Source organism: Nannocystis sp. RBIL2, assembly GCF_026626745.1.
Classification (GTDB): Bacteria; Myxococcota_A; Polyangia; order Nannocystales; family Nannocystaceae; genus Nannocystis.
In genome coordinates, this window is record NZ_JAPNJW010000002.1 from 590,477 (window position 1) to 615,160 (window position 24,684).

18 protein-coding genes are annotated in these 24,684 nt (G+C 71.6%); 4 read left to right on the forward strand and 14 right to left on the reverse strand.

The window, feature by feature from the left end:
• Positions 1-7: 7 nt before the first annotated feature.
• The 9 genes from OV090_RS27615 to OV090_RS27655 all read right to left on the reverse strand — a co-directional run bounded on the left by OV090_RS27615 (position 8) and on the right by OV090_RS27655 (position 9,693).
• Positions 8-565, reverse strand: a complete 558-nt coding sequence (locus tag OV090_RS27615) for an NINE protein (protein ID WP_267707612.1) — start codon at positions 563-565, stop codon at positions 8-10.
• On the reverse strand, positions 562-1,185 hold the full coding sequence (locus OV090_RS27620; RefSeq protein ID WP_267707613.1) for a hypothetical protein: 624 nt from the start codon (positions 1,183-1,185) through the stop codon (positions 562-564). Before OV090_RS27620 ends, OV090_RS27615 begins: the two co-directional genes overlap by 4 nt.
• Before the next feature lie 24 nt (positions 1,186-1,209).
• Entirely contained in the window at positions 1,210-3,372 is a 2,163-nt protein-coding gene (locus OV090_RS27625; RefSeq protein WP_267712094.1) for a PBP1A family penicillin-binding protein, read from the reverse strand.
• On the reverse strand, positions 3,273-3,632 hold the full coding sequence (locus OV090_RS50970) for a hypothetical protein (protein ID WP_267712142.1): 360 nt from the start codon (positions 3,630-3,632) through the stop codon (positions 3,273-3,275). Before OV090_RS50970 ends, OV090_RS27625 begins: the two co-directional genes overlap by 100 nt.
• Positions 3,633-3,870: 238 nt before the next feature.
• Positions 3,871-5,313 carry a hypothetical protein gene (locus OV090_RS27635; RefSeq protein WP_267707614.1) on the reverse strand — a complete coding sequence of 481 codons (1,443 nt, stop codon included), beginning with the start codon at positions 5,311-5,313 and terminating at the stop codon, positions 3,871-3,873.
• A 35-nt stretch (positions 5,314-5,348) separates the two neighbouring features.
• Positions 5,349-7,745, reverse strand: a complete 2,397-nt coding sequence (locus OV090_RS27640) for a transglycosylase domain-containing protein (protein ID WP_267707615.1) — start codon at positions 7,743-7,745, stop codon at positions 5,349-5,351.
• A 138-nt stretch (positions 7,746-7,883) separates the two neighbouring features.
• Complete coding sequence (locus OV090_RS27645; RefSeq protein WP_267707616.1) at positions 7,884-8,393, reverse strand: hypothetical protein; 510 nt, start codon at positions 8,391-8,393, stop codon at positions 7,884-7,886.
• Complete coding sequence (locus tag OV090_RS27650; RefSeq protein WP_267707617.1) at positions 8,390-9,034, reverse strand: hypothetical protein; 645 nt, start codon at positions 9,032-9,034, stop codon at positions 8,390-8,392. The genes OV090_RS27645 and OV090_RS27650 overlap by 4 nt, the downstream gene beginning before the upstream one ends.
• Positions 9,031-9,693, reverse strand: coding sequence for a sigma-70 family RNA polymerase sigma factor (locus tag OV090_RS27655; RefSeq protein WP_267707618.1), 663 nt, complete (start codon positions 9,691-9,693; stop codon positions 9,031-9,033). The genes OV090_RS27650 and OV090_RS27655 overlap by 4 nt, the downstream gene beginning before the upstream one ends.
• Positions 9,694-9,842: 149 nt before the next feature.
• Here OV090_RS27655 and OV090_RS27660 point away from each other — a divergent pair, with 149 nt between their 5' ends.
• From OV090_RS27660 to csrA, 3 genes are all read left to right on the forward strand, one after another.
• Positions 9,843-12,908, forward strand: coding sequence for a DUF4175 family protein (locus tag OV090_RS27660; RefSeq protein ID WP_267707619.1), 3,066 nt, complete (start codon positions 9,843-9,845; stop codon positions 12,906-12,908).
• Between the two features lie 134 nt (positions 12,909-13,042).
• Positions 13,043-14,743, forward strand: a complete 1,701-nt coding sequence (locus OV090_RS27665; RefSeq protein WP_267707620.1) for a hypothetical protein — start codon at positions 13,043-13,045, stop codon at positions 14,741-14,743.
• 285 nt (positions 14,744-15,028) lie between these two features.
• Positions 15,029-15,244 (forward strand): carbon storage regulator CsrA, encoded by a 216-nt coding sequence (csrA, locus tag OV090_RS27670; RefSeq protein WP_267707621.1) that lies wholly within the window; start codon positions 15,029-15,031, stop codon positions 15,242-15,244.
• A gap of 331 nt (positions 15,245-15,575) precedes the next feature.
• Here the strand turns inward: csrA and OV090_RS27675 are convergent, their stop codons facing one another.
• The 3 genes from OV090_RS27675 to OV090_RS27685 form a co-directional block, all read right to left on the reverse strand.
• Positions 15,576-16,574: a hypothetical protein gene (locus tag OV090_RS27675; RefSeq protein WP_267707622.1), complete on the reverse strand. Its 999-nt coding sequence runs from the start codon at positions 16,572-16,574 to the stop codon at positions 15,576-15,578.
• 406 nt (positions 16,575-16,980) lie between these two features.
• On the reverse strand, positions 16,981-17,367 hold the full coding sequence (locus tag OV090_RS27680) for an aldehyde dehydrogenase family protein (protein ID WP_267707623.1): 387 nt from the start codon (positions 17,365-17,367) through the stop codon (positions 16,981-16,983).
• The gene (locus OV090_RS27685; protein WP_267707624.1) at positions 17,364-18,350 is read right to left on the reverse strand and encodes an aldehyde dehydrogenase family protein; all 987 of its coding nucleotides are present in this window, start codon (positions 18,348-18,350) and stop codon (positions 17,364-17,366) included. The genes OV090_RS27680 and OV090_RS27685 overlap by 4 nt, the downstream gene beginning before the upstream one ends.
• 45 nt (positions 18,351-18,395) lie before the next feature.
• On the opposite strand from OV090_RS27685, the gene cls reads away from it, so the two are divergent.
• The gene (gene cls / locus OV090_RS27690) at positions 18,396-19,865 is read left to right on the forward strand and encodes a cardiolipin synthase (protein ID WP_267707625.1); all 1,470 of its coding nucleotides are present in this window, start codon (positions 18,396-18,398) and stop codon (positions 19,863-19,865) included.
• A gap of 99 nt (positions 19,866-19,964) precedes the next feature.
• Here cls and OV090_RS27695 read toward each other — a convergent pair whose 3' ends face one another.
• Both OV090_RS27695 and OV090_RS27700 read right to left on the reverse strand, forming a co-directional pair.
• Positions 19,965-20,567, reverse strand: coding sequence for a hypothetical protein (locus OV090_RS27695; RefSeq protein WP_267707626.1), 603 nt, complete (start codon positions 20,565-20,567; stop codon positions 19,965-19,967).
• A gap of 43 nt (positions 20,568-20,610) precedes the next feature.
• Positions 20,611-24,549 carry an adenylate/guanylate cyclase domain-containing protein gene (locus tag OV090_RS27700; RefSeq protein ID WP_267707627.1) on the reverse strand — a complete coding sequence of 1,313 codons (3,939 nt, stop codon included), beginning with the start codon at positions 24,547-24,549 and terminating at the stop codon, positions 20,611-20,613.
• Between the last annotated feature and the right edge of the window lie 135 nt (positions 24,550-24,684).

The following is a 24,684-nucleotide window of genomic DNA, read 5'->3' on the forward strand; positions in this document are numbered from 1 at the left end:
GGACCCGTCACATGTGCTGCAGCACGCGGGCCTTCTGCTGCGTGAACTCTTCGTCGGTGAGCAGCCCGGCGATCCGCAGCTCGTTCAGCTTCTCGATGCGGGCGATGACCTCGTCGACCGCGGCGGCGCCGCGGGCCGGCGACTCCTGTCCCGAGGGACCTGTCCCTGGGGCCATCTGGCCGGGCGGCTGGGTCCCGGGCGGATAGACGCCCGGGTAGACGTTCGACGGGTACGCGTGGCCCTGGTGCGGGTAGCCGGGCTGCGGGTACCCGGGCGGGTACTGCGAGAAGTTCGGCGGGTAGTAAGCCGGCGCCGGCGGCAGCATGTTGACGACCACGGGCGCGCCGCCCAGCGCGTTGTTGCCGTTGTAGCGGCGGTTGAACTCGTCGCGGTCCATCAACGCGAGGATGATGAACTCGAAGAACGCGATGATCGCCGGGATCAGCGTCCACGCGAACGCGAGGTAGACGATGCCCGCGCCTACTTGACCGAGGTAGAACTTGTGCGCTCCCCAGCCGCCGAACAGCGGGAAGGCCAGGATCGACGCGATGTTCTTGTCCTTCATCCTTGCCCCTTCACCTCGCCCACTTGAGCTTGTCGCTCCGCCAGCGTGGGAGCCAGCACTGCGTCAGGATTGTCTGCCAAGGTGTACACCCACTCGCCGGTGTCGAGGCTGAGGTCCTCGACGACCTCGCCCTGCTCTTTCATGTGTACCAGCGTCGACACCAGCGCCACCTGGGTCCACTTGAGCTCACTCTTGATGCGTTCGAACGTGGTCGGGCCGGTCCCGCGCAGGATCGCCCGCACGCGCCGGCTGCGCTCGGCGATCACCGAAGGATCGACGCGGGCCGGCAGCGCCGCGGTCCCCGACGAACCCGCCGAGCTCGTCCGCTTGGCGAACGCCAGCACGGCCAGCCCGGCTCCGGCCGAGAACAACAGGTTGGTCAGCACGAGGCCGAGCACCGAGAACGGGAACAGGCCGAGAGTGATCGCGCCGAGAGCCATGCACGCCGCGCCGCTGCCGAGCAGCACGCTCCACGGCGTCGCCACGCTGGTCACGCTGCGCGTCGCCAGGGCGCTCGAGAGCGGCGCTGGCGCGGCCTGAGACACGACCCCGATCCCCGGCTGGACGATCTGGACCCGGCCGTGCTCGACGACCAGGTCGACGACCTTCTGCGCGCTCATGCTTCGTACAGTAGCATCAAGACTTCAACCTGGGTCGTCATGGACGCTCGGGAGCCCGTTCTTGGGCTCTTCGGGCGCGGGCGCCTCGGCGGCAGGCGCGGCGTCGGCGTGCTCGTCGCCGTCCCCGTAGAGATCGAGGACCACGTCGCCGGTCGGCAAGGCCGCGGGCTCCGCGGTCTCGATCGGCTCGGTCCCGGCGATGAAGTACTCCTCGAGCACGTCCTCGGGCTTGGCGTCGGCGGGCGCCAGGAGGCCGGTGCGACGGTCGATCGTGCGCACCTGCACCGACGCCGGCGGCACGAACGGCAGCGGCGGCTGATTGGCCTCTGCAGCCTTCATCGCCGCGATCCAGATCGGCAGCGCCGCCTTGCCGCCGGTCTCGCCCTTGCCGATCTTCTTCGGCACGTCGAAGCCGACCCACGCGACCGCCACGTGGCGCGGCGTGTACCCCGCGTACCATGCGTCGCGGTGCTCGGCCGAGGTCCCCGTCTTGCCGGCCGAGGGTCGACCCAGCGCGCGCGCGGCCTTGGCGGTGCCCTCCTCGACCACGCTCGTCATCATCGAGGTCAGGATGAAGACGATGTCGTCGCGCAGCGCCTGCTGCGGCGCGCGCTCGGGTGTCCACGCCGGTTCGCCGGGGATCTCGATCTTGCGAATCACCGTCGGCTCGAGCTGCGAGCCGCCGCGCGCGAGCGTGAGGTAGCCGGAGAGCACATCGATCGGAGTCAGCTCGCTGACGCCGAGCGCGAGCGCGAGGTTGCTCGCCAGCTCGCCGCGGATCCCCGCCGCTCGCGCGAAAGTGTGCGCGGCTTCGAAGCCGATCGCGTCGAGCAGCTTGATCGCTATCGTGTTCACCGAGTGCGTCAGCGCGACGCGCAGACGGATGTCGCCGCGGTACTCGTCGGCCTCGAAGTTGGTCGGCCGCCACTTCTCGTAGATCTCGGGCGAATCGTTGACGATCGTCGCCGCCGTGTACTTCTCGGTCGCCAGCGCCGCGCCGTAGACGAACGGCTTGAACGACGAGCCCGGCTGGCGCTTGGCCGCCGTCGCGCGGTTGAAGTCGCCGCGCTGGTAGTTCTCGCCGCCGACCATCGCCAGCACCTCGCCGGTGTCGACGGCGGCCACCAGCACGGCCGCCTGCGGACCCGAGCCGATCTCGCCGTGCGCCGGCTGGTCGGCGGTCGGCAGCGACACGATGCGCACCATCGCCACCCCGCTGGCCGGGAACTGCTCGTCCGTCGACAGCTTCGGATCGTCGTAGCGCGTGCCCTCCGGCACCCGCACCAGCACGCGATGGTCACCGACCAGCACCACGAACGAGTCGGCCGCAGTGCTCGCCTCGCGCGGCTGGATCAGCCCAGGCAACACCGCGCCGACCTGCAGCGGGCCCTTGCCCTTCTCGAGCACCTTGGCCTGCTGCTTCTCGGGCGTCGGCTTGATCTTGTGGCCGTAGCCCTGGCGGCGATCGAGCGCGACGAGCCCCTCCATCAGGCCCTTGTGGGCCTCGGCCTGCAGCTTGAGGTCGACCGTGGTCGTCACCGTCGCGCCGAGGCGATCGAGCCGCTCCTGGCCGTAGGTCGCGATCAATCGCTCGCGCGCCGCGTCGACGAACTCCTGCGCGCCCGCGACCACCACCGCGTCCTGCGTCTGCGGGCTCAGCTCGAGCGGCCCCTGGATGAACTTGTCGGCCTCGAGCGGCTGGATCCACCCGTGCCGCACCATCTGCTGCAGCACGTAGACCTGGCGCTCCTTCGAGCGCTGCGGATCCTTGAGCGGCGACGACTTGCCGGGCGCTTTCGGCAGCGAGGCCAGCAGCGCGGCCTGGCCGATGTTGATGTCGCGGACGCTCTTGCCGAAGTAGAAGCGGCTGGACTCCTCGATGCCGTAGCGCCCGTGTCCGAAGTAGATCTCGTTGAGGTACAGCTCGAGGATCTCGCGCTTGCTGAGCGCGCGCTCGAGCCGACGGGCCAGCAAGATCTCCTGGATCTTGCGCTCGAAGGTCCGCTCCGGCGACAGCAGGAAGTTCTTCACCACCTGCTGCGTGATCGTCGACGCGCCCTGGCGGATCTCGCCGGCCTCGATGTTGCTCAACATGGCCCGCACCATGCCGAGGTAGTCCATGCCCTCGTGGTTGTAGAAGTCGGCGTCCTCGGCGGCGAGGAACGCGTTCTCGACGTGTGCCGGGATGTCCTCATAGCCGACAGCGTGCGCCGTTCGCTGAAGATCTCGCCGATCACCACGCCGTCGCGCGAGACGATGCGGGTGACCTGCGGCGGCCGGTAGTCGCGGATCGCGGCGACGTCGATGCCCTCGATCCCGCGGCCGTAGTACCAGAACACGCCGGCCACCGTACCTGCCCCGAGGACCATGCCGGTCCCGGCCAGGCCGAGGCACCACAGCCCGATCTTTCGCAGGCGCGAGCGACCTGTCCGCGGCGCGTCGTTCACGGCGTACTCCTCCTGTCGCCTTGTACTCCTACGCCCTGCCGCCTGATTCCGGACATCGAACTCTGCATGGTTCCAAGCACGACGCCCGCCGCCCTGTCAATCTCTCGGCGCGTTCGCCTCCGCAACGCCGATTCGCACCCGTCGGCGTGGGCTCCGCCAGCGCCCCGGCGCGCGCCGCCCCGGCCGGGCGCAGGCGAGTACCTGTCTGATGGGTCAGTAGCGAAGGGACATGTCATGATCACCAGCCGAACTTGCCCGCGACTCCGAGGAGCAGGAGCCCGCCACCGCCGACGAACCCGCCGGCGGGCTGACGCGCCGCTGCCGTCTCTCCGGGCGCGCGGCGGACCTGGTACTGGAACCCGGCCTGGGCGAACACGTCGAGCCAGCGCAGCACCGGGACGTTGAGGTCGAAGCGGGCCAGGCTACCCGCGGGATCGATGATGTCGAACCCGAGCTTGCCGCGGTGCGCGTGCAGCAGCGACAGCTGCACGACCTCGAGGTCGATGCCGAGGCGCGTCTCCCAGGTGTGCCCGAGCGGGCCCGGCCGGTAGCGGTAGCCGGTCTCGAAGAAGGCGCCGTCGTCGTGGGCGAAGCGGATCGCGCCGTAGCCGCCCACGCCGCTGAGGTCGTTCTGCAACACGAAGCTGTACTTCGGCAGCGCAGTGGTCGCGAAGTCGGGCGGCAGGTCGCCCGGGTAGGCGACGAACTGCGCCTGCATGCGCTGCATCGTGTAGAAGACGTCGAAGTAGGTCGGGTCGTAGCCCCGGTCGCCCACTGTCAGCTCGGCGACCACGCCGAGGCGGGCACGGCGACGACGACCGAGGATGAACTCGGTGTCGAGCCCGAGGTGCATGCCCTTGCCGAGCCCGGGCATGAGGTTGAGGTCGAGATACGGCGTGACGAGGAACCGCCAGCGATCGGTCCAGCGGTAGCTGAGGTCGAGGCCCATCGCCATCGCCCCGAGCGAGCCCGTGGTCTGCAGTCGGTTCTTGCTGTCGACCGTCAGCGCGTCGGCGCGACCGTCCCACGGCACCAGAGTGCGCGGCGCGTACGGATCGCCAAACACCGAGAACCCGAGCGCCGCGCCGGCCCAGTCGGCCGCGATGCGTGTGCCGAAGATCTGCTGGCCCCCGAGGTCGCCGGCCACGAACGCGATCTCGGCGCCCGCCGGGTGCTCGAGCAAGAGGCCCTCGATGCGCGCGTCGAGGTCGACGCCGCTGCGCCGACGATCGAGGTCGAGGCTGTTGGCGTAGCCGCGGACCATGCTGCCGTGCCCGACCTGCACCCGCTGGAGGTCGCCGACGCGCAGATCGATCAGCACCCGCCCCTCGCGGCCGAACACGTAGTCGCCGCTGTACTGCAGCCGCTGCAGGATCGCCAGGTAGTCGCCTGCCTCGTCCCACTCGGTGTTGCGGACCACCGGCCCCTGCTCGGGATCGCGGTCGTACATGCGGATGTGGACCGGCGCGCCGAGGCGCAGCTGCACCGGCGCGATGTCGCGGAGGTCGAGGCCGAACGACGGCTCGGCGCTGAAGATCGGGTCCTCGGCGACGAACCCGAAGCCGGCGCCGAAGCGGATGTCGCCGTGGACCTTGCGCACCTGATACTCCGGCGGACGCGGGCTGGCGTCGGCCTCGATCAGCACCTCCTGCGCCGAGGCGCGGGCTGTCCACAAGGACATGCCCGCAAAGACAGCGACGTGGAGGACGCGACGGCTCATGGCTGTCGTCTCGCCGGGCGGCCTTCGTCGCCCTCGTCCAGGCCGCCGATGACCTCGAGCGTGGCGTCCTCGAAGCCGGCCTTCGGCCCGCGCGGCTTCGGCTTGCCGCCGGTGGCGGCGGCCAGCGGCTCGGCGTCGATCGACAGGTCGACGATGTCCTGCCCGTCGTCGAGCAGACCGGTCAGCGAGCGCTGCTGGGCCGACGCGGCCAGCAGGCGCTCGATCTCCGCCATGCACTCCCTCTTGCTCGCCAGCTCGGTCGCGTCGAACACCACCCCCTCGTCCTTCCACTGTTCGAACGTCTCGGGGTCGAGGCGCCCGCGGCCGTGCATGATCGCCAACAGCCGCTTCAGCTTGGCCTGAAACGCCGGCGAAGGGGCGCCCTCGCAGTAGTGGACGTGGCGGCGCACCGGGCTCGGGAGCATCAGCGCGAGGTAGGCGGCCTCGGGCGGCGTGAGGTCGACCGGCGCCTTGGCGAAGTAGTGTGAGGCCGCGCGGGTGATGCCGTACACCCCGGGCCCGAACTCGATCACGTTGAGGTAGAGCTCCAGGATCCGGTTCTTCGACAGCGACTGCTCGACGTACCAGGTCAGGAACACCTCCTGCATCTTGCGCGACAGCGTGCGCTCGTGGCTGAGCAGCACGTTCTTGACCATCTGCATGGTGATCGTCGACGCGCCCAGGCGGACCCTGCCGGCCTCGAGGTTGCTGCGCAGCGCGGCGCGGAACTGCGAGGTGATGAAGCCCTTGTGCTTCCAGAACCCGCCGTCCTCGGTCGTCATCACCGCCGCCAGCATGTACGGCGAGATCTGGTCGAGCGGCGTGTAGTCGGACGAGCCCTCGCTGACGTCGACCGAGCGCTCGGTGCCGTCGCGCATGACGACTCGATGCAGGAGCGGCCCGTTGAGCCGCGTCGCCGACACCAGCTCCGGCACCTTGACCGGCTTGCACGTCTCCGGCTTGAGCTTGGCCGAGAGCACCAGCGCGTCGAGGTCGCGGAAGTCGATGTCGGCGCTGATCTCGAACTCGAAGTCGCCCTTGAGCTGGAAGCCCTGCAGGCTCGGCACCAGCTCCGCCGGGATCGCGTTGAGGAACTCCTGACAGCGGACCTTCGGCATCGTCAGGTCGGCCCGGTAGTGACGCGCTGCCGGATCGTCGGCGTGGACGAACTCGCCGGACAGCGCCAGCTTCACCGGGCCGCGCTGCAAGGTCGCCTGCTCGATCTTCACCACCCGCTCGCGCGGATCGACGTCGGCCGCCAGCCCGAGCGAGAACCCGAGGCCGCGGACCGGCTGGCGCGCCAGCAGCGGGTGGTCGACGTTGAGCCCCGCGATCTCGAGGTCGCCGACGAGGTTAGCCTTGCCCTCGGCGAACGCGACCTTGAGATCGCCGCCGATCGTCGCCGACTCCGACTCGATGACCGGCAAGCGCGCGAGCACGTCGGGGACGCGCCCGAGCTTGAACGCGTCCATGTTGAGGTTCACCGTGCCGTCGGACAGGTCGCGGGCCACGTCGCCGGTGAGCGCCCACAGCGGCGCCGAAGCGTCGTGCTGCTCGTCGCCGGTGACCTCGTCGGAGAAGCCGCCGGCCAGATCGACCCGCACCCGGCTCGCCGAGGCGTCGGCGAGCGTCACGTCGCCGCGGATCTCGGCGACCGCGATCTGCGGGGTGATCGCCGTCGCGGCCCGCTCGACCGCGATCGTCAGGGGGAACGCGCTGTCTGTCCCTTGCGACAGGTCGAGGTTCGTCGCCAGCGCGGCCGCTCGCAGCGCGCGCTCACCGACCGTGGCCTCGACCTCCGCCAGCTTGAGCGCGGCTGCCCGATCGGTCAGCTGCACCTCGGCCGCGGCCACGCCGCGCAGCGTCAACGCACGGCCGCCGAGGTCGTCGCGGAGATCGAGCTGCAGCCGCTCGAGGGTCGCTTTCGGCGGCACCAGCTTGACCCGGCCCTCGCCGCCTTCGCGGGGCGCCGACAGCCGCGCGCGCAGGTCCCGGGCGTAGTCGCGGAGCGTGCCCCCGTCGCCCGTGAGCCGCCCGCCCACGGCCCGCACGCGGTCGACGACGACCTGCCCGGACCACAGGGCATCGCCGTCGATGCCGATGTCGATGCGATCGACGGTGAGCGACGCATCCGGGCCGAACGTCAGCGTGACGCCCTCGACCACGACGCTGTCGAAGTCGACCAGGTCGAGCCGCGCGATCGTCACGGGCACCCCGGCGATCTTCTGCAGGCGCTCCAGCGCCTTCTCATGCACCCAGCCGTCGCCCCAGCGGGGGAACGTCGCCACTGCGACGGCGAGTCCGCCGAGGACCAGCACACCGAGCGAGCCGCCGATGAGCGCGACGCGGCGCCAGCGGGGCCTCGGGCTCTTCGTGGGCTCAGGGGTGGTCATGGCCGGACTCGCCGGGGCGGCGAAAAGGCGGCTCAGATTACCGCCCGCCCGCGCTCCGAGCAAACGAGCAGACGCCGCGGAGCGCGGTGACGCCCCTGTACGGAGGCGGACTCGCGCGGTCACGCGGCGCCGGTCGCTTCAGCTCGGCTGCTTGCCACACTGGATGGCGAAGAAGATCTTGCCCTCGAGGTGGCGCACGCCGCCGACCAGGAGCAGGCCGTTGTCGTCGATCGCGTAGTCGGTGTCGACGAGCGGCGCGTCGCGCCCGGGCGCGAGCAGGTTGGCGTGCAGCTTGAGCTTGCTGTTGACCTCGCCGAGCAGGCTGAGCTTGAGCTGGAAGCCCGACTTGAGCGCCGCGAGCCCAGGCTTGTCGACGCCGAGGCGCAGCGCCTTGGTCTCGAGCAAGCGGAAGCCCTTGAACGCCGCGAACGAGTCGTCCTGCAGCTGCTCCTCGAGGAACTTGAGGTCCGCGGGGATGATGCCGTCGCCGTCCTTCTGGACCAGGAACGCGGTGACCTTGCACGCGACGGTCTTGACCTCGGCGTGCGCCACGTCCGGCACGAGGTAGACGCTCCCGACAACGCCGGGGAGCAGGACGGCAACGACGGACGTGGCCAACAGCCGCTTCGTGGTCGACTTGTACATCATAAGGAACGCTCACTGCTGCTAGGGTCGTCGTCGGAGATCCAGATCACCGTGGTCGTGTTGCGCTTGCCCTCGATCTCGCTGATGCGTCCCGACTTGACGCCCCAATCGATCCGTTGAATGTGCGCCGGCCCGCCGTTCGGCTCGGGCAGCACGAGCTCGTGCTCCTCGGCCGCCGGCTTCGAGCTGTCCGCAAGGACAGGTTGCTCGGGCGCCGCCTTCGTCGCGACGGTCGGCGCTGTGTCCGCCGGGCCGTCGACGGCGCCGCGCCCGCTCCACAGCACTGCCACCACCCCGGCCACCGCCGCCGCCGACGCCACGGGCACGAACACGGGGCGCAACGCCCCGCGCAGCCGCGCCCACAGCGACGGCGCCGGCTCCGGCGCCTTCTGCAAACGGAGATCTCGGTCGAGGGTGCGCTCGATCTCGTCCCAGATCTGTTCAAACCGCGCCTCGGGCACCTTGGCCGCCTCGGCCTCGAAGCCGGCGACCACGGCGCCCTGAAGCGCCTTCAACCCGGCGAGGTAGGCGCTGGCCTCCGGGTTGGTCGTGAGCAGCCGCTCGACTTCGGCGCGCTCCGGCGCTGAAAGCTCGTCGTCGAGGAAGGCGTTGAGTTGCTGCGGGTCGAAGTGCGGCTCGGTCATGGCAGCATGGCTTGTGGTGCTGGGACGCGCTCAGCGTCGGAATCTTCATCGGTCCCGGTCGGCCCGCTCGGCACGTAGCCCAGCCGCTCGGTGAGGAGGCGCTGCATGTTGCGCCGGGCATGGAAGAGCCGGCTCATGATCGTGCCCTTCGAGCAGCCCATCGTGCGCGCCATCTCTTCGTACGACATGCCCTGGAGCTCGCGCATCACGATCACGGCGCGATGCTTGTCACTGAGGTGCTGGAGCCCGTCCTGAACCGCCTCCAGGATCTCCCTCCGCTGCACCAGGCTGGCGGGATCGCCGAGCGGCGACGGCGGCACGTACGCAGTGTCACCGTCGTCGTCGTGGCGCAACCCGTCGTCGAACTCGAGCTCCTTGTGGCGCCGGTTCTTGCGGATGTGGTCGATGCAGAGGTTGGTGACGATCCGGTACAGCCACGTGTAGAAGCTCGAGTTGCCCTCGAAGTTGTGGAGATACCGGTGGACCTTGATGAAGCTCTCCTGCACGACGTCGAGCGCGTCTTCGGGGTTGCGCAGGAACCCGTACGCGATCGAGTAGACCTTGCGCTGGTAGCGCTGCGTCAGGAGGCGGAAAGCTTGCCGGTCGCCCTGGCGACACGCTTCGACCAGGGCTTGGTCGTCGGCTTCTGGAGGAACCACGTGAGCGTCCTTCTACGAGCGCGCGGCCGCCCTATTCAGAGCGCGGCCGGCGCGCGGGGGAGTTGCCGGAGCGCCTGGCGGATCCGGACCGTGACGAAGTGGTTTAAGGGGGATATACCGAAGAGCGACCGACGCTCCCGCCGGCCCTCATGAACGTCCGTCCCCCGTCTCTGCTCGAGTTCCTGACCGCCGTTCGCCGGGTCGTGCGTCGGCGGGAGCTCGCGGCGGCGGCGCTCCACAGCGCGGCCCTCCTGATGGCCCTGGCCGTGGTCGCGGCCGGGCTCGCCGGCTGGACCTTTCGTGGCGATCTCGCCGCCGCCGGCTGGCTCGCCGGCGCCGCCGTCACGCTCTTGGCCCTGTTCGGACGCGCCTGGCGTCGGATCCTCGCACTGACTGGGACTCCCCATCGGACGGCGCTTACCATAGCCCAATTCCGAGGGGCGCTCACGCGCCGTCCCCGCGAGGCGTCACCTTTTCTCCGCTCGGACGGCTCGCTGCGGCGCGAGATCCTCGGGGCCACCGAGCTCCTGCTCGCGGGGCCGGGCGGTCACCTCGGCTCGCAGGACCTCGCGGCCGCCTATGTGCGCCAGGTCGAGTGGTCGCTCACCGAAGCCCGGCCCGAGCTCGCGGCTCCGCCGGCCAACCTCCGCGTCCCCGCGCTCGCCACCGCGCTCCTCGCCCTGCTCGGGGCCGTGCTCGCCGGCTATCCCGAGTTCGCGCGCGGGCTCGAGCTGGCGCTCGCAGCCGAGGACGGGCGCCCGCCGGCCCCGCCCGAGCCGGTCTGGTCCGCGCTCAGCCTCACCCTGCGCTACCCCGAGTACAGCGGACGGGTGCCGCGACAGCTCATCAACCCCAGCGGCGCCGTGCGAGCGCTCGCCGGCACCGAGACCGAGGTCGAGCTCGAGACCCGCAAGCCGGCCAGCGCCGTGCACGTGGTCCTCAGCTACGACCAGGGCCCGCTGCCGGAGCCGCCGGCCCCCGAGCGCATCGACCTGTCCCAAGAGACAGACGGCAAGTGGCGCGGCCGCTTCGTCGTGCGCGGCGCGGGCAGCTGGCACGTCGTCGTCACTCCGAGCGACAGCGAAGAGCCGGCCCGCTCGGCCCCTGCCCCGCTCGAGATCGAGGCCGACGAGCCGCCGGAGATCGAGCTCTTGCCCCTGCCCCGCTCGCAGAGCGCCCCGAGCGAGCTCGACAGCGTGGAGCTGCGCTTCAAGGCCCGCGACGACTTCGGCATCGCCAGCGCGGTGCTCGTGTTCGAGGGCGGCGACGGCCAGCCCGTGCGCCTCGACGCCGGCGCCCCGCCGCCGCGCGCTCGCACCTGGCAGCACCGCTATGCCTGGGACCTGTCGACCCTGCCCGTCGAGGATCGCGGACGACTCACCTACTGGATCGAGGTCCGCGACAACGACCCGGGGCTCGGCCTCGTGCCGCTGGTCGACCCGCCCGGCAAGATCGCGCGCTCGGCCAAGCTGACCCTGCAGATCCGCGACCAGGAGACCGAGCACGCCGAGAACCTGGCCGACCTCGCCGCGCTGCGCGACAGCGCCGTCGATCTGCTGGCGCGTCGCATGCTGACCGAAGAGCCAGGTCTGTCCCGCGCCGACGATCAAGCGCCCGCCGAGGACGGCGACCCGGCGCGGCGCATGACCGGCATGCGCGAGCTGCTCGCCGCCTCGGGCGGCCTGCTCTCGGCGATCAGCACCGCCATCGACGCGCTGTCCGTCGACACCCTGGCGCCGCCGCGCGACGTCGCGATCCTGATCGGCGTCCACAAGCGCTTGATGGAGCTGCACCGCCGCGAGTCGGCCGAGCACGAGGAGCTCCCGCCCGGCGCCGAGGACGAGCGCCCCGACGCCGCCGCGCGCACTCTCGGCAAGCTGCTGGCGACCAATCGGCTGCAGCTGACCCAGCTCGAGGACGAGGTCATCCGCCTCGACGACCTGGTCGACAACGAGCTTCTGGCGCAGATCGAGCAGCTCGTGGCCCGCCTGCAGACCTCGCAGCAGAAGCTCGTCGACCTGCTCGAGCGGCTCAAGGCCGGCGACGAGAGCGTGCGCGGCGAGGTCGATCAGCTGCAGCAGCGGATCCGCGAGGACCTGCGCCGGCTGTCGGAGGCGCGGGCCAAGCTCGACAAGGAGCTCGGCCAGGAATTCCTCAACACCGACGCCTTCGAGGCGATGGCGGAGCAGCTGCGCCAGCAGGACGTCGGCGAGCAGCTGCGCCAGGGCGACGTCGACGGCGCGCTCGACCGGGCCCGCGGCGTCCTCGACGAGCTCCGGCAGCTGCGCAGCGGCGTCCAGGATCGCATGGCCTCGGGGCCAGCTGCCGCGATGACGCCCGAGGAGCGGGCGCGCATGGAGTTGATGCGGGAGATCAGCCGGATCCAGGACGAGGAGACCGGCCTGCGCGGCGAGAGCCGCTCGCTCCACGAGCAGTGGCGCAAGCAGGCCGGGACTCGCCCCCTCGATCAGGCGACCGCGCAGCAGGCCGCCAAGCAGGCCGCCGCGATCGGCAAGGCGCTCGACGGGATCAACGACGCTCGCCTCGGCCGCGACGGTCGCCGCGCCCTCGAGGACGCGCGCGAGCAGCTGCAGCGCGTCGCCGCCGAGACTCAGGCGAGCGAGCCCAAGGCCCTCGCCGCCGCCGAGGCCGCGCGGTCCGCCGCGCAGGCGCTCGAGCGGGCGGTGGCCGGCGCGGGCGACGACTCGCAGGAGCGGCGGCAGCTCGGGCCGCTGCGCGAACGCGGCGATGCGCTGCGCAAGCTGCTCGAGGGTCCGCTCCCGGCCCCGACCGAGGGCCTCGACGAGGCCGCCCAGGCCCGCTTCGACGCCCTGGCGCAGAAGCAGCAGGGTCTGCGGGCCCGCGCGGGTCAGGTGCTCGAAGGTCCCAACGCCCGCCACCTGCCCGACCCCGGCAAGCAGGCGATGCGCGGCGCGATCTCCGAGATGGACTCCAGCAGCGGCGCCCTCGGCGAGCGCCGCGGCGGCCCTGCGGTCGAGCGCCAGAGCGGGGCGCTCGGCGGCCTGCAACGCGCGCTCGACAGCCTGCGCGACAGCTCGTCCGCGCCGCAGACCACGCCCGACCCCGACGAGGTCTCGACGGAGACCGAACGCGACCGCTCGCTCCGCGACGAGCTGATGGAGGCCATGAAGGAGCGCGCTCCGGAGGGCTTCCGCGGCTCCGTCGAGCGCTACTACGAGGAGCTCCTGCGATGACGTCCCGGCCCTCTCTGCGGCGCTGCGTCGCCCTCGTCCTCGCCCTCGCCGGCTGTGAAAGCGTCGGTCCTCGAGGACATGTCGCCACGGACATGGCCGAAGCGCCCGGTTCGCAGGGACATGGTGCTTCAGCCATGCCCGAAGCGCCAGGTCCTGAAGGCCATGTCCTCTCCGCCAGGGCCGAAGCGCCAGGTAGCGTCCCCTCCAACCTGGCCGATGCGACCGGTCCCAAAGACCCTGTCCTTCTCGCCAGGGCGCAAACGACAGGTGCCGCGCTCGCGCTCGCCGGCCCGGACGCGAGCGACGCCGACGCCTGGTCGGACCTCGCCGAGCGCTTCGACGGAGCGATCAACGCCTGGGACCTCGCCGACGCCGCCGACGCCGTCGCAGCCATGCCGCTCGGGTCGGCCCGCGACGTCAAGGCGGGCGTGCTGGCGTTCCATCGCGCCGCCTACCCCGAGTCCGAGTCGCTGCTGGCCGGCGCGGTCGCCTCGGGGCAGCTGCCGCCGGCGGGGGCGCTGCGCGAGGAGGCCCAGCACTACCTCGACCTCGCGCGCGGGGCTCAGCGGGCGCTCGGCCCGGCCACGCGGCTCACCAGCCCCGACGGACAGGTCGAGGTCGTGTTCGCCAACGCCAAGGACGAGCTCATCGCGCCCTACCTGTTCGCGGCGATGGCCGAGGCGCGCCAGGCGTTCGCCGCCGACCTCGGCATCGAGCCCGACCACCCGGTGCGCTTCGAGATCCTCGACGACGCGGTCAAGCTCGCGCTCGTCTCGCCGCTCACGCGCGAGAACGTGTACACGACCGGCACCGTCGGCATCACCAAGTACCGGCGGATCGTCATGGTCTCGCCGCGGGTGATGCTCTACGGCTACGGCTGGATCGACACCGCAGTCCACGAGTACGTCCACTACCTCGTCACCCTGAAGACCCGCAACCGCGCCCCGGTGTGGCTGCAGGAGGGCCTGGCCAAGCTGCTCGAGACGCGCTGGCGCAGCCGCGAGCCGCTGCCGCTCGAGCCACCCGCGCGCAAGTTGCTGGCCAAGGCGCTCGCGGCCGACGACCTCGTCACCTTCGCCGAGATGTACCCGTCGCTGGCGATGCTGCCGTCGCAGGAGCGGGCCGCCCTCGCCTACGCGCAGGTCCAGACGATGCTCGGCGTGCTCCACGAGGAGCACGGCGGCGCCGGCATCGACGAACTGCTGCGCCGAGTCGCTGCCGGTGAGGACGCCGAGGCCGCGCTGGCCAGCGCGTGGGGCGACAGCTTCGAGCGCTTCGACGCCCACTGGCGCGACGTGATGAAGAAGCGGACCGCGGGCAAGCCCGGCGGCGCGCTGCGCAAGCTGCAGTTCCTCGCGCCCGAGCAGCAGGCCGCGGCCGAGGCGGGCGAAGATCTCTCGCTGCTCGGCGACGTGTTCTCGCATCTCGGCGGCGGCGCGGCGCGTCAGCACGCGCGGCTTGGCGTGCTGCTCACGCTTCGCGGTCACCTCGGCGCCGCGGCCAAACAGTACGAGAAAGCGCGGGCCTCCGACGCGCGCGTGCGCGACGATGCCAAGCTCGCGCGGCGCCTCGGCGAGCTCTATCTCCAGCTCGGCAAGGCCGCTCGCGCGGTGCCGCTGCTGCGCCGCGCCGGCGAGGACGACCCCGAGCAGCCGAACCTCGCCGCCGCCGAAGGGCGCGCGCTGCGACTCGTCGGTGACCTCGCGGGCGCTCGCCTCGCGCTCGCTCGAGCGTTGCGCGTGAACCCGTTCATCCCGGCGCTGCACTGCGACCTCGCGCAGGTCGCCACCGATCCCGTCGAGCAGCAGCGCGAACAAGGTCTGTGCCGCGAGTGACTGCGCGTGGCGGCGACGCATGATCGCCGCGCGCGGCAGGCACCTCGAAGACGCCGCAGCTCGAGCCGCTGGAGGTCGTGTTTTTCTACCTGGTCCTTGGGCCAGATCGATGCCCGCTCAAAACCGCGCTCTCCGGCGAAAGTCGGCTCAACCGAGCGGAATCAGCCTCTCAGGCGCGAAAGAAGCTCTTGCAGAAAACCCGATATTCCTCAATAGCTATCCATACGAAGATCGCTTCGTCGTGATACTCATGAGCGTGCACCCGCTCCGCCACGGAGGGTTTCCATGTTGACGCTAACCAGAAAAGTCGGGCAGAAGATCCGGATCGGGGACAACATCGAGATCGTCGTCCGAGAGATCCGCGGCCGTCAGGTCCGCCTCGGCATCTCGGCCCCGCAAGGCCTCCCCGTCTATCGCGAAGAGCTCTATCAGCAGATCGCGCAAGAGGGCGTCAAGGGCACCCTCGCCGCCGCCCAGGAGCCGCAGGACGGCGAAGAGTGAATCGCGGCCGGCGCCGAAGAGCGAGCGCCGGAGCTTCCCCCAGATACAGGTCCTCGAGGACAGCCGGTCTTCAGCGACTGTCGGGACGGCCTGCCACCGCGCGTCGTCCCGTCAGCAACTGCCGCGCGTCGCGGACCCACGCCGTTCGCCGGCCGCTGTCACGGACTGTGAGCCGCGAACCCGAGAGTGAATGCCGCCGCGAAGTTCGATGACGTTTCGTCGGCCGCTGCGATGACAACAGACTGCGAGCCGCGACGCCGAGCGCGAAGGACCGCTTCGAAGCGAGCCGCCGAAAGGCACCCCCTTCGCTCGACATGACCTGCCCTTCGGGTCATGTCTCGAAAGACAGCAAGGTCCACTCGCCGCCGAGCAGCGCCGCGTGGACCACCCGGAGCGCCGACAGCCACGCCTCCGCGCGGTCGCTCGCGGCGACGCCGAGCGCGATTCGCCGCGCTCCCGCGGGCGAGGTCGCCTGCGTCTCCACCAGCACGCGCCGGCCCTCCTCGACCCGGCGGAGCAGCCACGGCAGCCAGGCGCTCGGATCTTCGAGCCGGACCACCAGCGCTGCGCCCTCGGGCAACGCGGCGCACTCGGCGTAGACGCGGTCGGGTGTGTCGCGCTCCCCGATGGCCCGCAGCGGCCACCCCAGCGCCCGCGCCAGCGCCTCGGCCCCGCCGTCGGCCCGGTGGAGGAAAACCAGCGTGCCGCTCGGGATCGCCAGCGCCATCGCGTCGAGGTCCTCGCGGCGGCTCGCGTCGCGCGTGATCGCGGGCGGCGGACCGCGCCGACGCGGCGACTCGGCGCGCCCGTTCCAGCCGGAGCCGGCGATCCGGCGCGGCCAACCGACGCGCGGTTCGGCCTCGACCGCGAGCGGACGCAGAGCGGCCAGGCGCACACCGGCGCGCTCCTCGGGCGCGTCGTCGTCGATCTGAATCTCGATGTCGATGTCGCCGCCCGGGTGGCGCCGGAGCTGCCGCGGCGGCTCGGGCTCGTCGAGCGCGATGTTGACGCTGTCGCCCGGCTCGAACCCGTCGACGCCAGGGCGCGCGCGCACCGAGGTCATCTCGCTAGCTGTCTCTCCGACCAGGTGCCACATGACCTGGTCGACCACCAGATCGAACTTCACCGACTCGCCCAGGGCGAGGTCGGCCTGCTGCTCGCACGAGAGCACCTCGACCAGCGCGTCGAACACGACCTCGCCCGACAGCGCCCGGCCCAGAGTCGCGCCGCCCTGCGTATGCAGGAAGCGCAGCGGCTGGTCGGTCTCGATCACGACCTCGCCCGGACGGCTGGTGGCCGCCTCGGCGAGCAGGCTGGCGAGCAGGCCCACGGCCGAACCATAACAAATGCGCGCGTCGCCAGGAGCCCCGACCGCAGGTGCGCCCCGCAGGCGGCCGCGGCGCGACGACCGCGGCAACCAGGTAGCCCGCGGTTCGGCAACCCCGGGCCACGACGCGTCACGAAGCGCCAGGCCCGTCGATCCGCCCGGCGAGCTGCGACGTATTCGCCTCTCGCGCCCGACAGCGGGCCCGTCTCAGCGAGGCCGCTGGCCTGCGCTCGGCAGGCCGTGCGCAGCAATCAGGTAGCCTGACCGCGAGGCCGCGGCCCGCAGCGTGGCGATCGCCATCGTCTGCGAACCGCGAGGATCAAGGACGTGGGCCACGACGCGGGCCGTCGCCGCGGCCTCGATCATGCTGCGCAGCGACCGCCTCCTCGACGGTCCGCAACAACTTCCTTCACTCGGCGCGACGGGCCTGTGACTGCGGCTGCAGGAAGTGACGCATGCCGGCGACGCTGCGCGTGTAGCCGAGGCCCGACATCTTCCAGCCGACCCACGGTCCGCCAGCGGCGGTGGACAGACCGCGGTTGACCCCCACCATCCCGGCCTCGATGCGATCTGCGACCGCGTCGAGCTCCGGCCCCGGGGCGCCCCACACGCTCGCGCCGAGCCCGTAGCGCGTGTCGTTGGCGAGCTGCACCGCCTCGTCGACGTCGCGGGCGACCTGGATCGCCACCACCGGGCCGAAGGTCTCGTCCTTCACCAGAGTCATCTCCGGCTTGAGGTCGGTGACGACGGTGGGCGTGAGGTAGTAGCCGGGCTCCTGCACCTGGCCCTCGATCACGAACGTCGCGCCGTGTCGGCGGGCGTCGGCCAGCTGCTCCACACCAGGTCGCGCTGACGGGCGCTCGCCATCGGGCCGAACGCCGTCGACTCCTCGCGCGGGTCGCCGGGCTTCACCGCGCGCACGAGGTCGGCGACGCGGCGGGTGAACTCGGCGGCGACGTCGGCGTGGACGATGATGCGCTCGACGCTGACGCACACCTGCCCGGCGTTGCGCAGCGCCTCGTCGGCGGCGTGGCGGGCCGCGGCCTGCAGGTCGGCCCCGGGCAGCACCAGCATCGGATCCTTGCCGCCGAGCTCGAGCACCAGCCGCTTCATCGTCGCCGCCGCCTCGCGCATGATCGCCTGGCCGGTCGCTATCGAGCCGGTGAACGCGATCATGTCGACGTCGCTGGCGACCAGCGCGGCCCCGACCTTGGCTGCCCCTTGGACCAGGCCGACCAGTCCTTCGGGCAATGTCTCGGCGTACAGGCGGTGGAGCAGCGCGCCGGTGTGCGGCGTGTACTCCGACGGCTTGAACACCGCCGCGTTGCCGGTGAGCAGGGCCGACAGCAGCAGGTTACTGGGCGTCGCCACCGGGTAATTCCACGGGGCGATCACTCCCACCACGCCGAGCGGACGCCAGCGCACGCGCATGCGGATCCCGCTCTCTACCCCATCGTCGTCGGCGAGCGCCTGATCGGCGGCGCGGACGAACGACTCGACGCGGGCGGCGATGCTGCGGGCCTCGGAGCGGGCCTCGCGGATCGGCTTGCCCATCTCGTCGCTGATCGAACGGCCGAGCGCGTCGGCGTGGTCGCCGATCGCCTGGGCGAGCGCACGGATATGGCGCGCGCGCGCGTCCGCGGCGGTGTTCGCCCAGGCGCGTTGGGCCGTGCGGGCGCGGGCCACGGCCTCGCGGACGCCCTCGGGCGTGGTGCAGTCGACCGGCTCGAGCGGCTGGCCGGTGGCCGGGTTGTGCGGGACGAGGCGCTCCAGGGACATCGACGTAACTATAGCTGCCGCTCGCCGCGCTACACTTGTCGCCCGTTGCCTGAAGTCTTCACCGAGCTCTGGTTCATCCAGCTCGTCACCGTCATCTACGTGATCGGCATCACGGCGCTGGTGCTGCTGGAGCGGCGGCGTCCGAGCGCCGCGCTCGCGTGGCTGCTCGCGCTGATCTTCCTGCCCCTGTTCGGCCTGTGCCTCTACTTCCTGCTCGGGCGCGCCGGCGTGCGGCGACGCCGGCGATTGCGAGCGCGGCGCAGCGTCAACCCGACCGACGTCACGCGCGGCCTGTTGCCGCTCGAGACGCCGCTGGAGGAGCTCGAGCAGCCGCTGCGCGGGCTCGTCGCCCTGGCCCTCAACAGCTCGGCCGCGCCGCTGCGGCGGGCCGGTGCGGTCGAATTGCTCGCCGATCCGGCCCAGGCGTTCGCCGCCATGGAGGCCGCGATCGCCGGCGCGGCGCGGCAGATCCACATCGCCATGTACATCTGGCGCGACGACGAGACCGGGCGGCGCTGGATCGACCTCCTGTGCGAGCGCGCGCGCGCGGGCATCGAGGTCCGGCTGCTCTACGACGAGTTCGGCTGCCTCGGCACCCCGCGCGAGCTGTTCGAGCGCGTGATCGCGGCCGGCGGGCAGGTGCTGACGTTCGGCGCGGTGCGGCTGCGCTACCGCCCGCTCATGATCAACTTCCGCAACCACCGCAAGATCGTCATCGTCGACGGCGACCTCGGCTTCACCGGCGGCCTCAACGTCGGCGACGAGTATCTCGGGCGCGGGCTCGGGGCCCGGCCGTGGTCGGACCTCCAGGTGCGGATCACCGGCGACGCCGTGGTCGGCTTGCAGGCCATCTTCCTCGAGGACTGGCTGGCCGCGCACTCCGACGATCACGCCGAAGATCCGAAGTTCGCGCGCCAGCTCGCCGACCTGCTCGCGCGCCCCCCGGGGCACTCGTGCGGGCCGATGCTGCAGGTCGTCCCGAGCGGCCCCGACCTGCCGTTCATCGACGCGATCGCGGCCCAGTTCACCGCCGCGATCGCCTCGGCGCAGGAGCGCTGCTGGATCGCCACGCCCTACTTCGTGCCCGACGAGCCGCTGTCGCTCGCGCTCAAGACCGCGGCCCTGCGCGGCTGCGACCTGCGGCTGCTCGTGCCTCTGCCGCGCAACAACGACTCGACCCTCGTCAGCCTCGCCGGCGCCAGCTACTACGACGAGCTGCTGGCCGCCGGCTGCCGGATCTACGAGTACCTGCCCGGCATGCTGCACGCCAAGTACCTGCTCGTCGACGACCGCGTGGCCGCGATCGGCTCGGCCAACATGGACGTGCGCAGCTTCTACCTCAACTACGAGGTCACCGCGCTGTTCTACGACCGCCGCCTCACCCTCGACCTCGCCGAGGTGTTTACCAAGGAGCTGGCCCAGGCGCTCGAGGTGCGGCCGGAGGCGCGCAAGCAGCTGTCGCTGCCCCGGCGTCTCGGCGAGGGCTTCGCCCGCCTGCTCTCACCGCTCCTGTGAGCCGCCCGCAGCCTGTCCGTGGGGACATGCTCGATCAGGCATTGTCCCTCGGACATGCTGCATCGAGCATGCCCGATAGGACATGTCCCGGCATTGATGTCAGCTCGGCGCCTCGACGCCGAGCTCGCGCATGTGCTTCTCGAGCTCGGCGCGCAGCTTGTCGGGGGTCATGCCGAGCTTCTCGGCCGCGCCGTCGAGCGAGTACGTGAACTTGCCGATCTTGACCCGCGCGCTCGGCCCCATCGTCACCCGCCCGTTCTTCAGCACCGGCGACGGGTCTTCGACGCCGATGTACACGTCGCGTTCGGTCAGCGACGGGAACGCCGCGCGGGCGCGCTCGAACAGGCCCTGCTGGTCGCCGCTCATCTTGTCCTTCGGCAGCTTGCGCAGGTCGGCGACCACGCCGGCCTCGAGCTGACCGTCCTCGAAGGACGCGCGCGAGGCCTTGATCACCTCCTTGACCTCCGGCGCCGAGCGAGCGGCCTTGCGGTGGAAGTTGCGCAGCTCCTTGCGGCCGGCCTTGCCCTCGGCCGGCTGCCACTGCAGCTTGCCGCCGGCGTCCTCGACGGCCGCGGGCGCGTCCTCCTGGGCCAGCTCCGTGTACCAGTCGGGCAGCGCAGTGACCTGCAGCCACAAGTACGTCACGACGCCGCCGGCGAGCAGCAGCAGGACCAGCAGGACGATCGCCAGCTTCTTCCACATGGGGCGGCAACCATAACAGATGCCGCCGCCGCGGCCCCCGCCCTCACCCGCCGGCGGCCGCGGCCGCCAGCGCCGCCAGCAGCACGTCGTCGACCTTGTCGACCAGGTCGTCGTGCAGCGTCTTCAGGCGGGCTCGCGCAGTGGGGTCCTCGGGGAACAGGCGCGCCATGCTGAGCCCGGCGCGCAGCTCGAGCGCGCGCGCCCCCTGCTCGCGCGCGAGCTCGAGGGCCTCGTGCAGCAGCAGCGAGGCCTCCTCGGTCTCGCCCATCGAATGCACGAGCTCGGCGCGCTGGCGCATCAGCTCGGCCTCCCACCAGCGGGCCCCGCTGAGCCGCGAAGACTCCATCGCCTCGCCGATCACGCTGAGCCCCTCGTCGACGCGACCCGCCCGCACGCACAGGTCGGCGAACACCGAGAACGTCCACGGCATGAACATGCCCATGCCGGCGGCCTGCAGCTCGATGAGCGCCTGGCGCAGCAGGTCGAGGCCCTCGTCGTGCTGGCCGAGCTCGGCCATCGCCCAGGCGCGGATGGCGTCGGCGAAGCTAACCCACGCGCCGAGAGTGGCCTCGGCCTTGAGCTGATAGACCTGGTCGGCGTGGGTGCGGGCGCCCTCCACGTCGCGCAGGATCTGGCGCAGGATCGACGCGACCACCAGCGCGAACGTGGTCGAGAAGCCGTGGCCGAGCTCGCGGGCCAGGGCGATCGACACGCGGCTGCGCTCGAGCGCCTCGGCGGTGCGGCCGAGCATCCACAGCGTCAGCGACAGGATCGCCAGCGCGGCGATCCTCGGGTCGTGGATGTAGAGGTGGCCGAGGTTGCGGTCGAAGTCGGGGGCGTAGAGGACGATCGAGCGCTCGAGGTGGGCGCGCGAGCGTTCGAAGTCGCCCTGGTGGAACAGCTGCGTGCCGAGCCCGCGGTGCGACACCAGCAGCGGCACGCGCTGGCGCCGGCGCTCGGCGAACATCAGCATCTGCTCGGCGAGCTCGCGGGCCACGTCGAGCTGGGCGCGCACGACGTAGTGCTGCCACAGGCCGAACAGCACCGGGAACAGGTGGCGCGTGTCGCCGACCTCGCGGCACAGCTCGCGGGCCCGCGCGAACGTCTGCTCGACCTCGTCGGAGCCGAAGCCGAGGGTCGCGACCTGGGCGTTGCCGAGGCCGATCTGCAGCCCGATCTCCTGCTCGACCCGCTCGGGGCTCTCGGGCAGGTGGCGCAGCAGCTCGATCGCGTGGCTGTAGTGCTGCACGGCTTCTTGGCCGGCGTCGTTGCGGATCGCCTGCTCGCCGGCCCGCTGCAGGTAGAGCACCGCGCGGCCGATGAGCTCCGGGCTCGGCCGCCCGCCGCCCGGCACCAGCGCCGACGAGGCGACCACGCGATACCAGTGGTGGGCGAGCAGCGGGTAGTACAGCTCGAGCTTGCTGCCGTGGGAGCGCTCGAAGTGCTCGGCGACCGCCTGGTGCAGCTGCTGCCGCTGCGCGAACGGCAGCAGGTTGTAGGCGACCTCCTGCGTCAGCGCGTGCTTGAACAGGAAGGTGCCCTCGGCGGCGTGCGGCTTGGGCACGAGCAGGCCGCGGCGCTCGAGCGCCTGCAGGTACTCGGGCAGCTGGGCCTTGTCGACCTCGATCGGATAGATGGCGCGCAGGAGGCTCAGCGAGAACACGCGCCCGAGCACCGCGCCGACCTTGAGCACCAGCTGGTGCTGCTGCTGCAGGCGATCGATGCGGCTCGTGATCACCGCCTCGAGGTTGTCGGGGAACTTGGCGGTGCGCAGGTCACCTGCCTCATGGGACAGCAGGCACTCGCCGTTCCAGATGGTGATGAAGCCGGCGTCGCGCAGCGCCGAGGCGAGCTCCTCGGAGAAGAACGGGTGGCCCTCGGCGCGCTCGTAGATGAAGCTGGCGACCTCGGGCGGCAGGCGCGACACGCCGAGGCGGCGGCACACCAGGTTCTCGGTCTCGATCAGCGACAGCGGCTGCAGCTGCAGGTGATAGGTGCCGTGGTCGGCGAGGATCTGGCGCAGCTCGGCCGCGGCGGTGTCGTTGTCGACCGGCCCGGTGACGATCACGCACAGGAGCGGCTGGACCTCCTCGCGCACGTCGGCGAGCAGCGCCCACGAGGCCGAGTCGAACCGCTGGGCGTCCTCGAGCAGCAGCACCGCGGGGTTGCCCTTGAGGTGCGCGAGCAGGATCTGGACCAGCAACATGCGGGTCTGCTCGGCGCGCGCGCGGCCCTGCAGCGACGCGGTCCGGTCGTTGTCGACGGCGTCGACCGGCAGCACCGCGCCGAGCAGCGGCGCCCGCGGCACCGCCCCGGGCACCAGCCGCCGCAGCCCCGAGATCACCCGCTGCCACGGGTCGGAGCCCTGATCTGTCCCTTGGTTCAGGCCGAAGATGGTGGCGAAGATCGGCAGCCACGCGTGGTACGGGCCGGCCGCGTCGCTGATCTCGCGCGCGCCGAGCAGGCGCATCGCCCCGGCGGCCTCGGCCTGATCGAGCAGGTCGTCGGCCAGGCGCGTCTTGCCGAGCCCGGCCTCGCCCTCGACCACGATCGTGGCGCTGCGGCCCCGCAGCACCTCGTGCAGGCCGTTGATCAGCACGCCGCGCTCGCGCATGCGGCCGACCAGCGTGGCCTTCGGGACGCCCGCCACCGGCAACGGGCCCGAGACGGCGCGCTCCTTCTGGCTGCGCCCCGGCAGCCGCGCGCTCGCCGGGGTGTAGATCGAGATGGTGCCTTCCTTGCCCTTCACCGAGATCGGCGGCAGGCTCTCGAACAGGAACTGCCCGCGGGTGGCGACGAAGGTGTAGTGGTCGCACAGCACGGCCTTGCCGTCGCCGGCCTGCATGAGCCGCGCGGCCAGGTTGACCACGTCGCCGAGGACCGTGTACTCGCAACGTTCGACGCTGCCGACGGTGCCGCAGAAGGCCCGCCCCGAGGCGATACCGCAGGTGGCGCGCCAGCCGAGGCGCTTGTGCAGCTCGCGGACCTGCTGCGCCGCCTCGATGGCGCGCACCGGATCGTCCTCGTGGGCCAGCGGCGGCAGACCGAACGCGACCAGCACCGTGGTCCCGTGATCGTCGACGCTGAGGTGGCCGATCGTGCCCTCCCACGCCTCGACGATCTGCTGCACCGCGATCATGACCTCTTGCGCCTCCATCAGCGGCGTCTGGTGCTTGAGGTCGGGGAAGTTGATGAACAGGACGCTGAGCCGGCGCAGCTCGGCGAGGAAGCTGCTCTGCCCGGCCGACAGGCGGGCGATCACCGCCGGCGGCACGTAGCCGCGCAGCGCCGCTTCGGCGGCGTCGGGCATCTGCGGGCGCACCAGCGGCGTCGGCACCACCGGCTCGCGCAGGTCGGCGACGCGGCCGTCGCCGTGCTCGCCGCGCGGCTCGCCGTCGACGCGACCGCCGAGCATCGACCACACGCGGCGATCGACGACCACCTCGCCCGGCTGCGCCAGCGCCTGGGCGCGCCGCACCGCCTCGATCGCGGGACCGACGAGCACGAGCTCCCAGCGCCCGCCGAGGCCGCCGACGTGGACCAGCGCGATCCGTCCGGCGGCCAGGCCGATCCGCAGCGACAGCTCGATGCCGTCGTCGATCGGGCACGCGTGCAGAGCGGCCTGGATCGCCAGCCCGCACGCGACCGCGGCCTCGGCCGCGCGGGCCGACGAGCCCTCGGCGACCCATACGGCAGTGAGCGCGTCGCCGGCGAACTTGACGACGTCGCCGCCGTGCGCCGCGGTGATATCGATCAGCCGACCGAAGTACGTGTTGAGGCCCGCGGCCACCTTCTCGACGCCCGCGGGCCCTTGCTTGGCGAGCGCCTCGGTCAGGGCCGTGAAGCCGGAGACGTCGGCGCAGAGGACTGCGGCGGCTACGATCTCGGCTTGCGGTTGATGCAGCGGACGCGGATCGACGGAGAGCCGCCGCGTGACGATTGCCGGGATGTAGCTCGCCAGCGCTTTGAACAGCTCGGGCAAGGTCGGGCGGCATCGTACCAAAGCCGCTCGCCTCCGGCGCGTCGTCCGAGAGATTGCGTCACCCGGATCGTGACCGCGAAACCGGCGCTCGGCGGCGACCGGCGGGACCCGCGGAGCCGGCCCCACCCTCGAGCT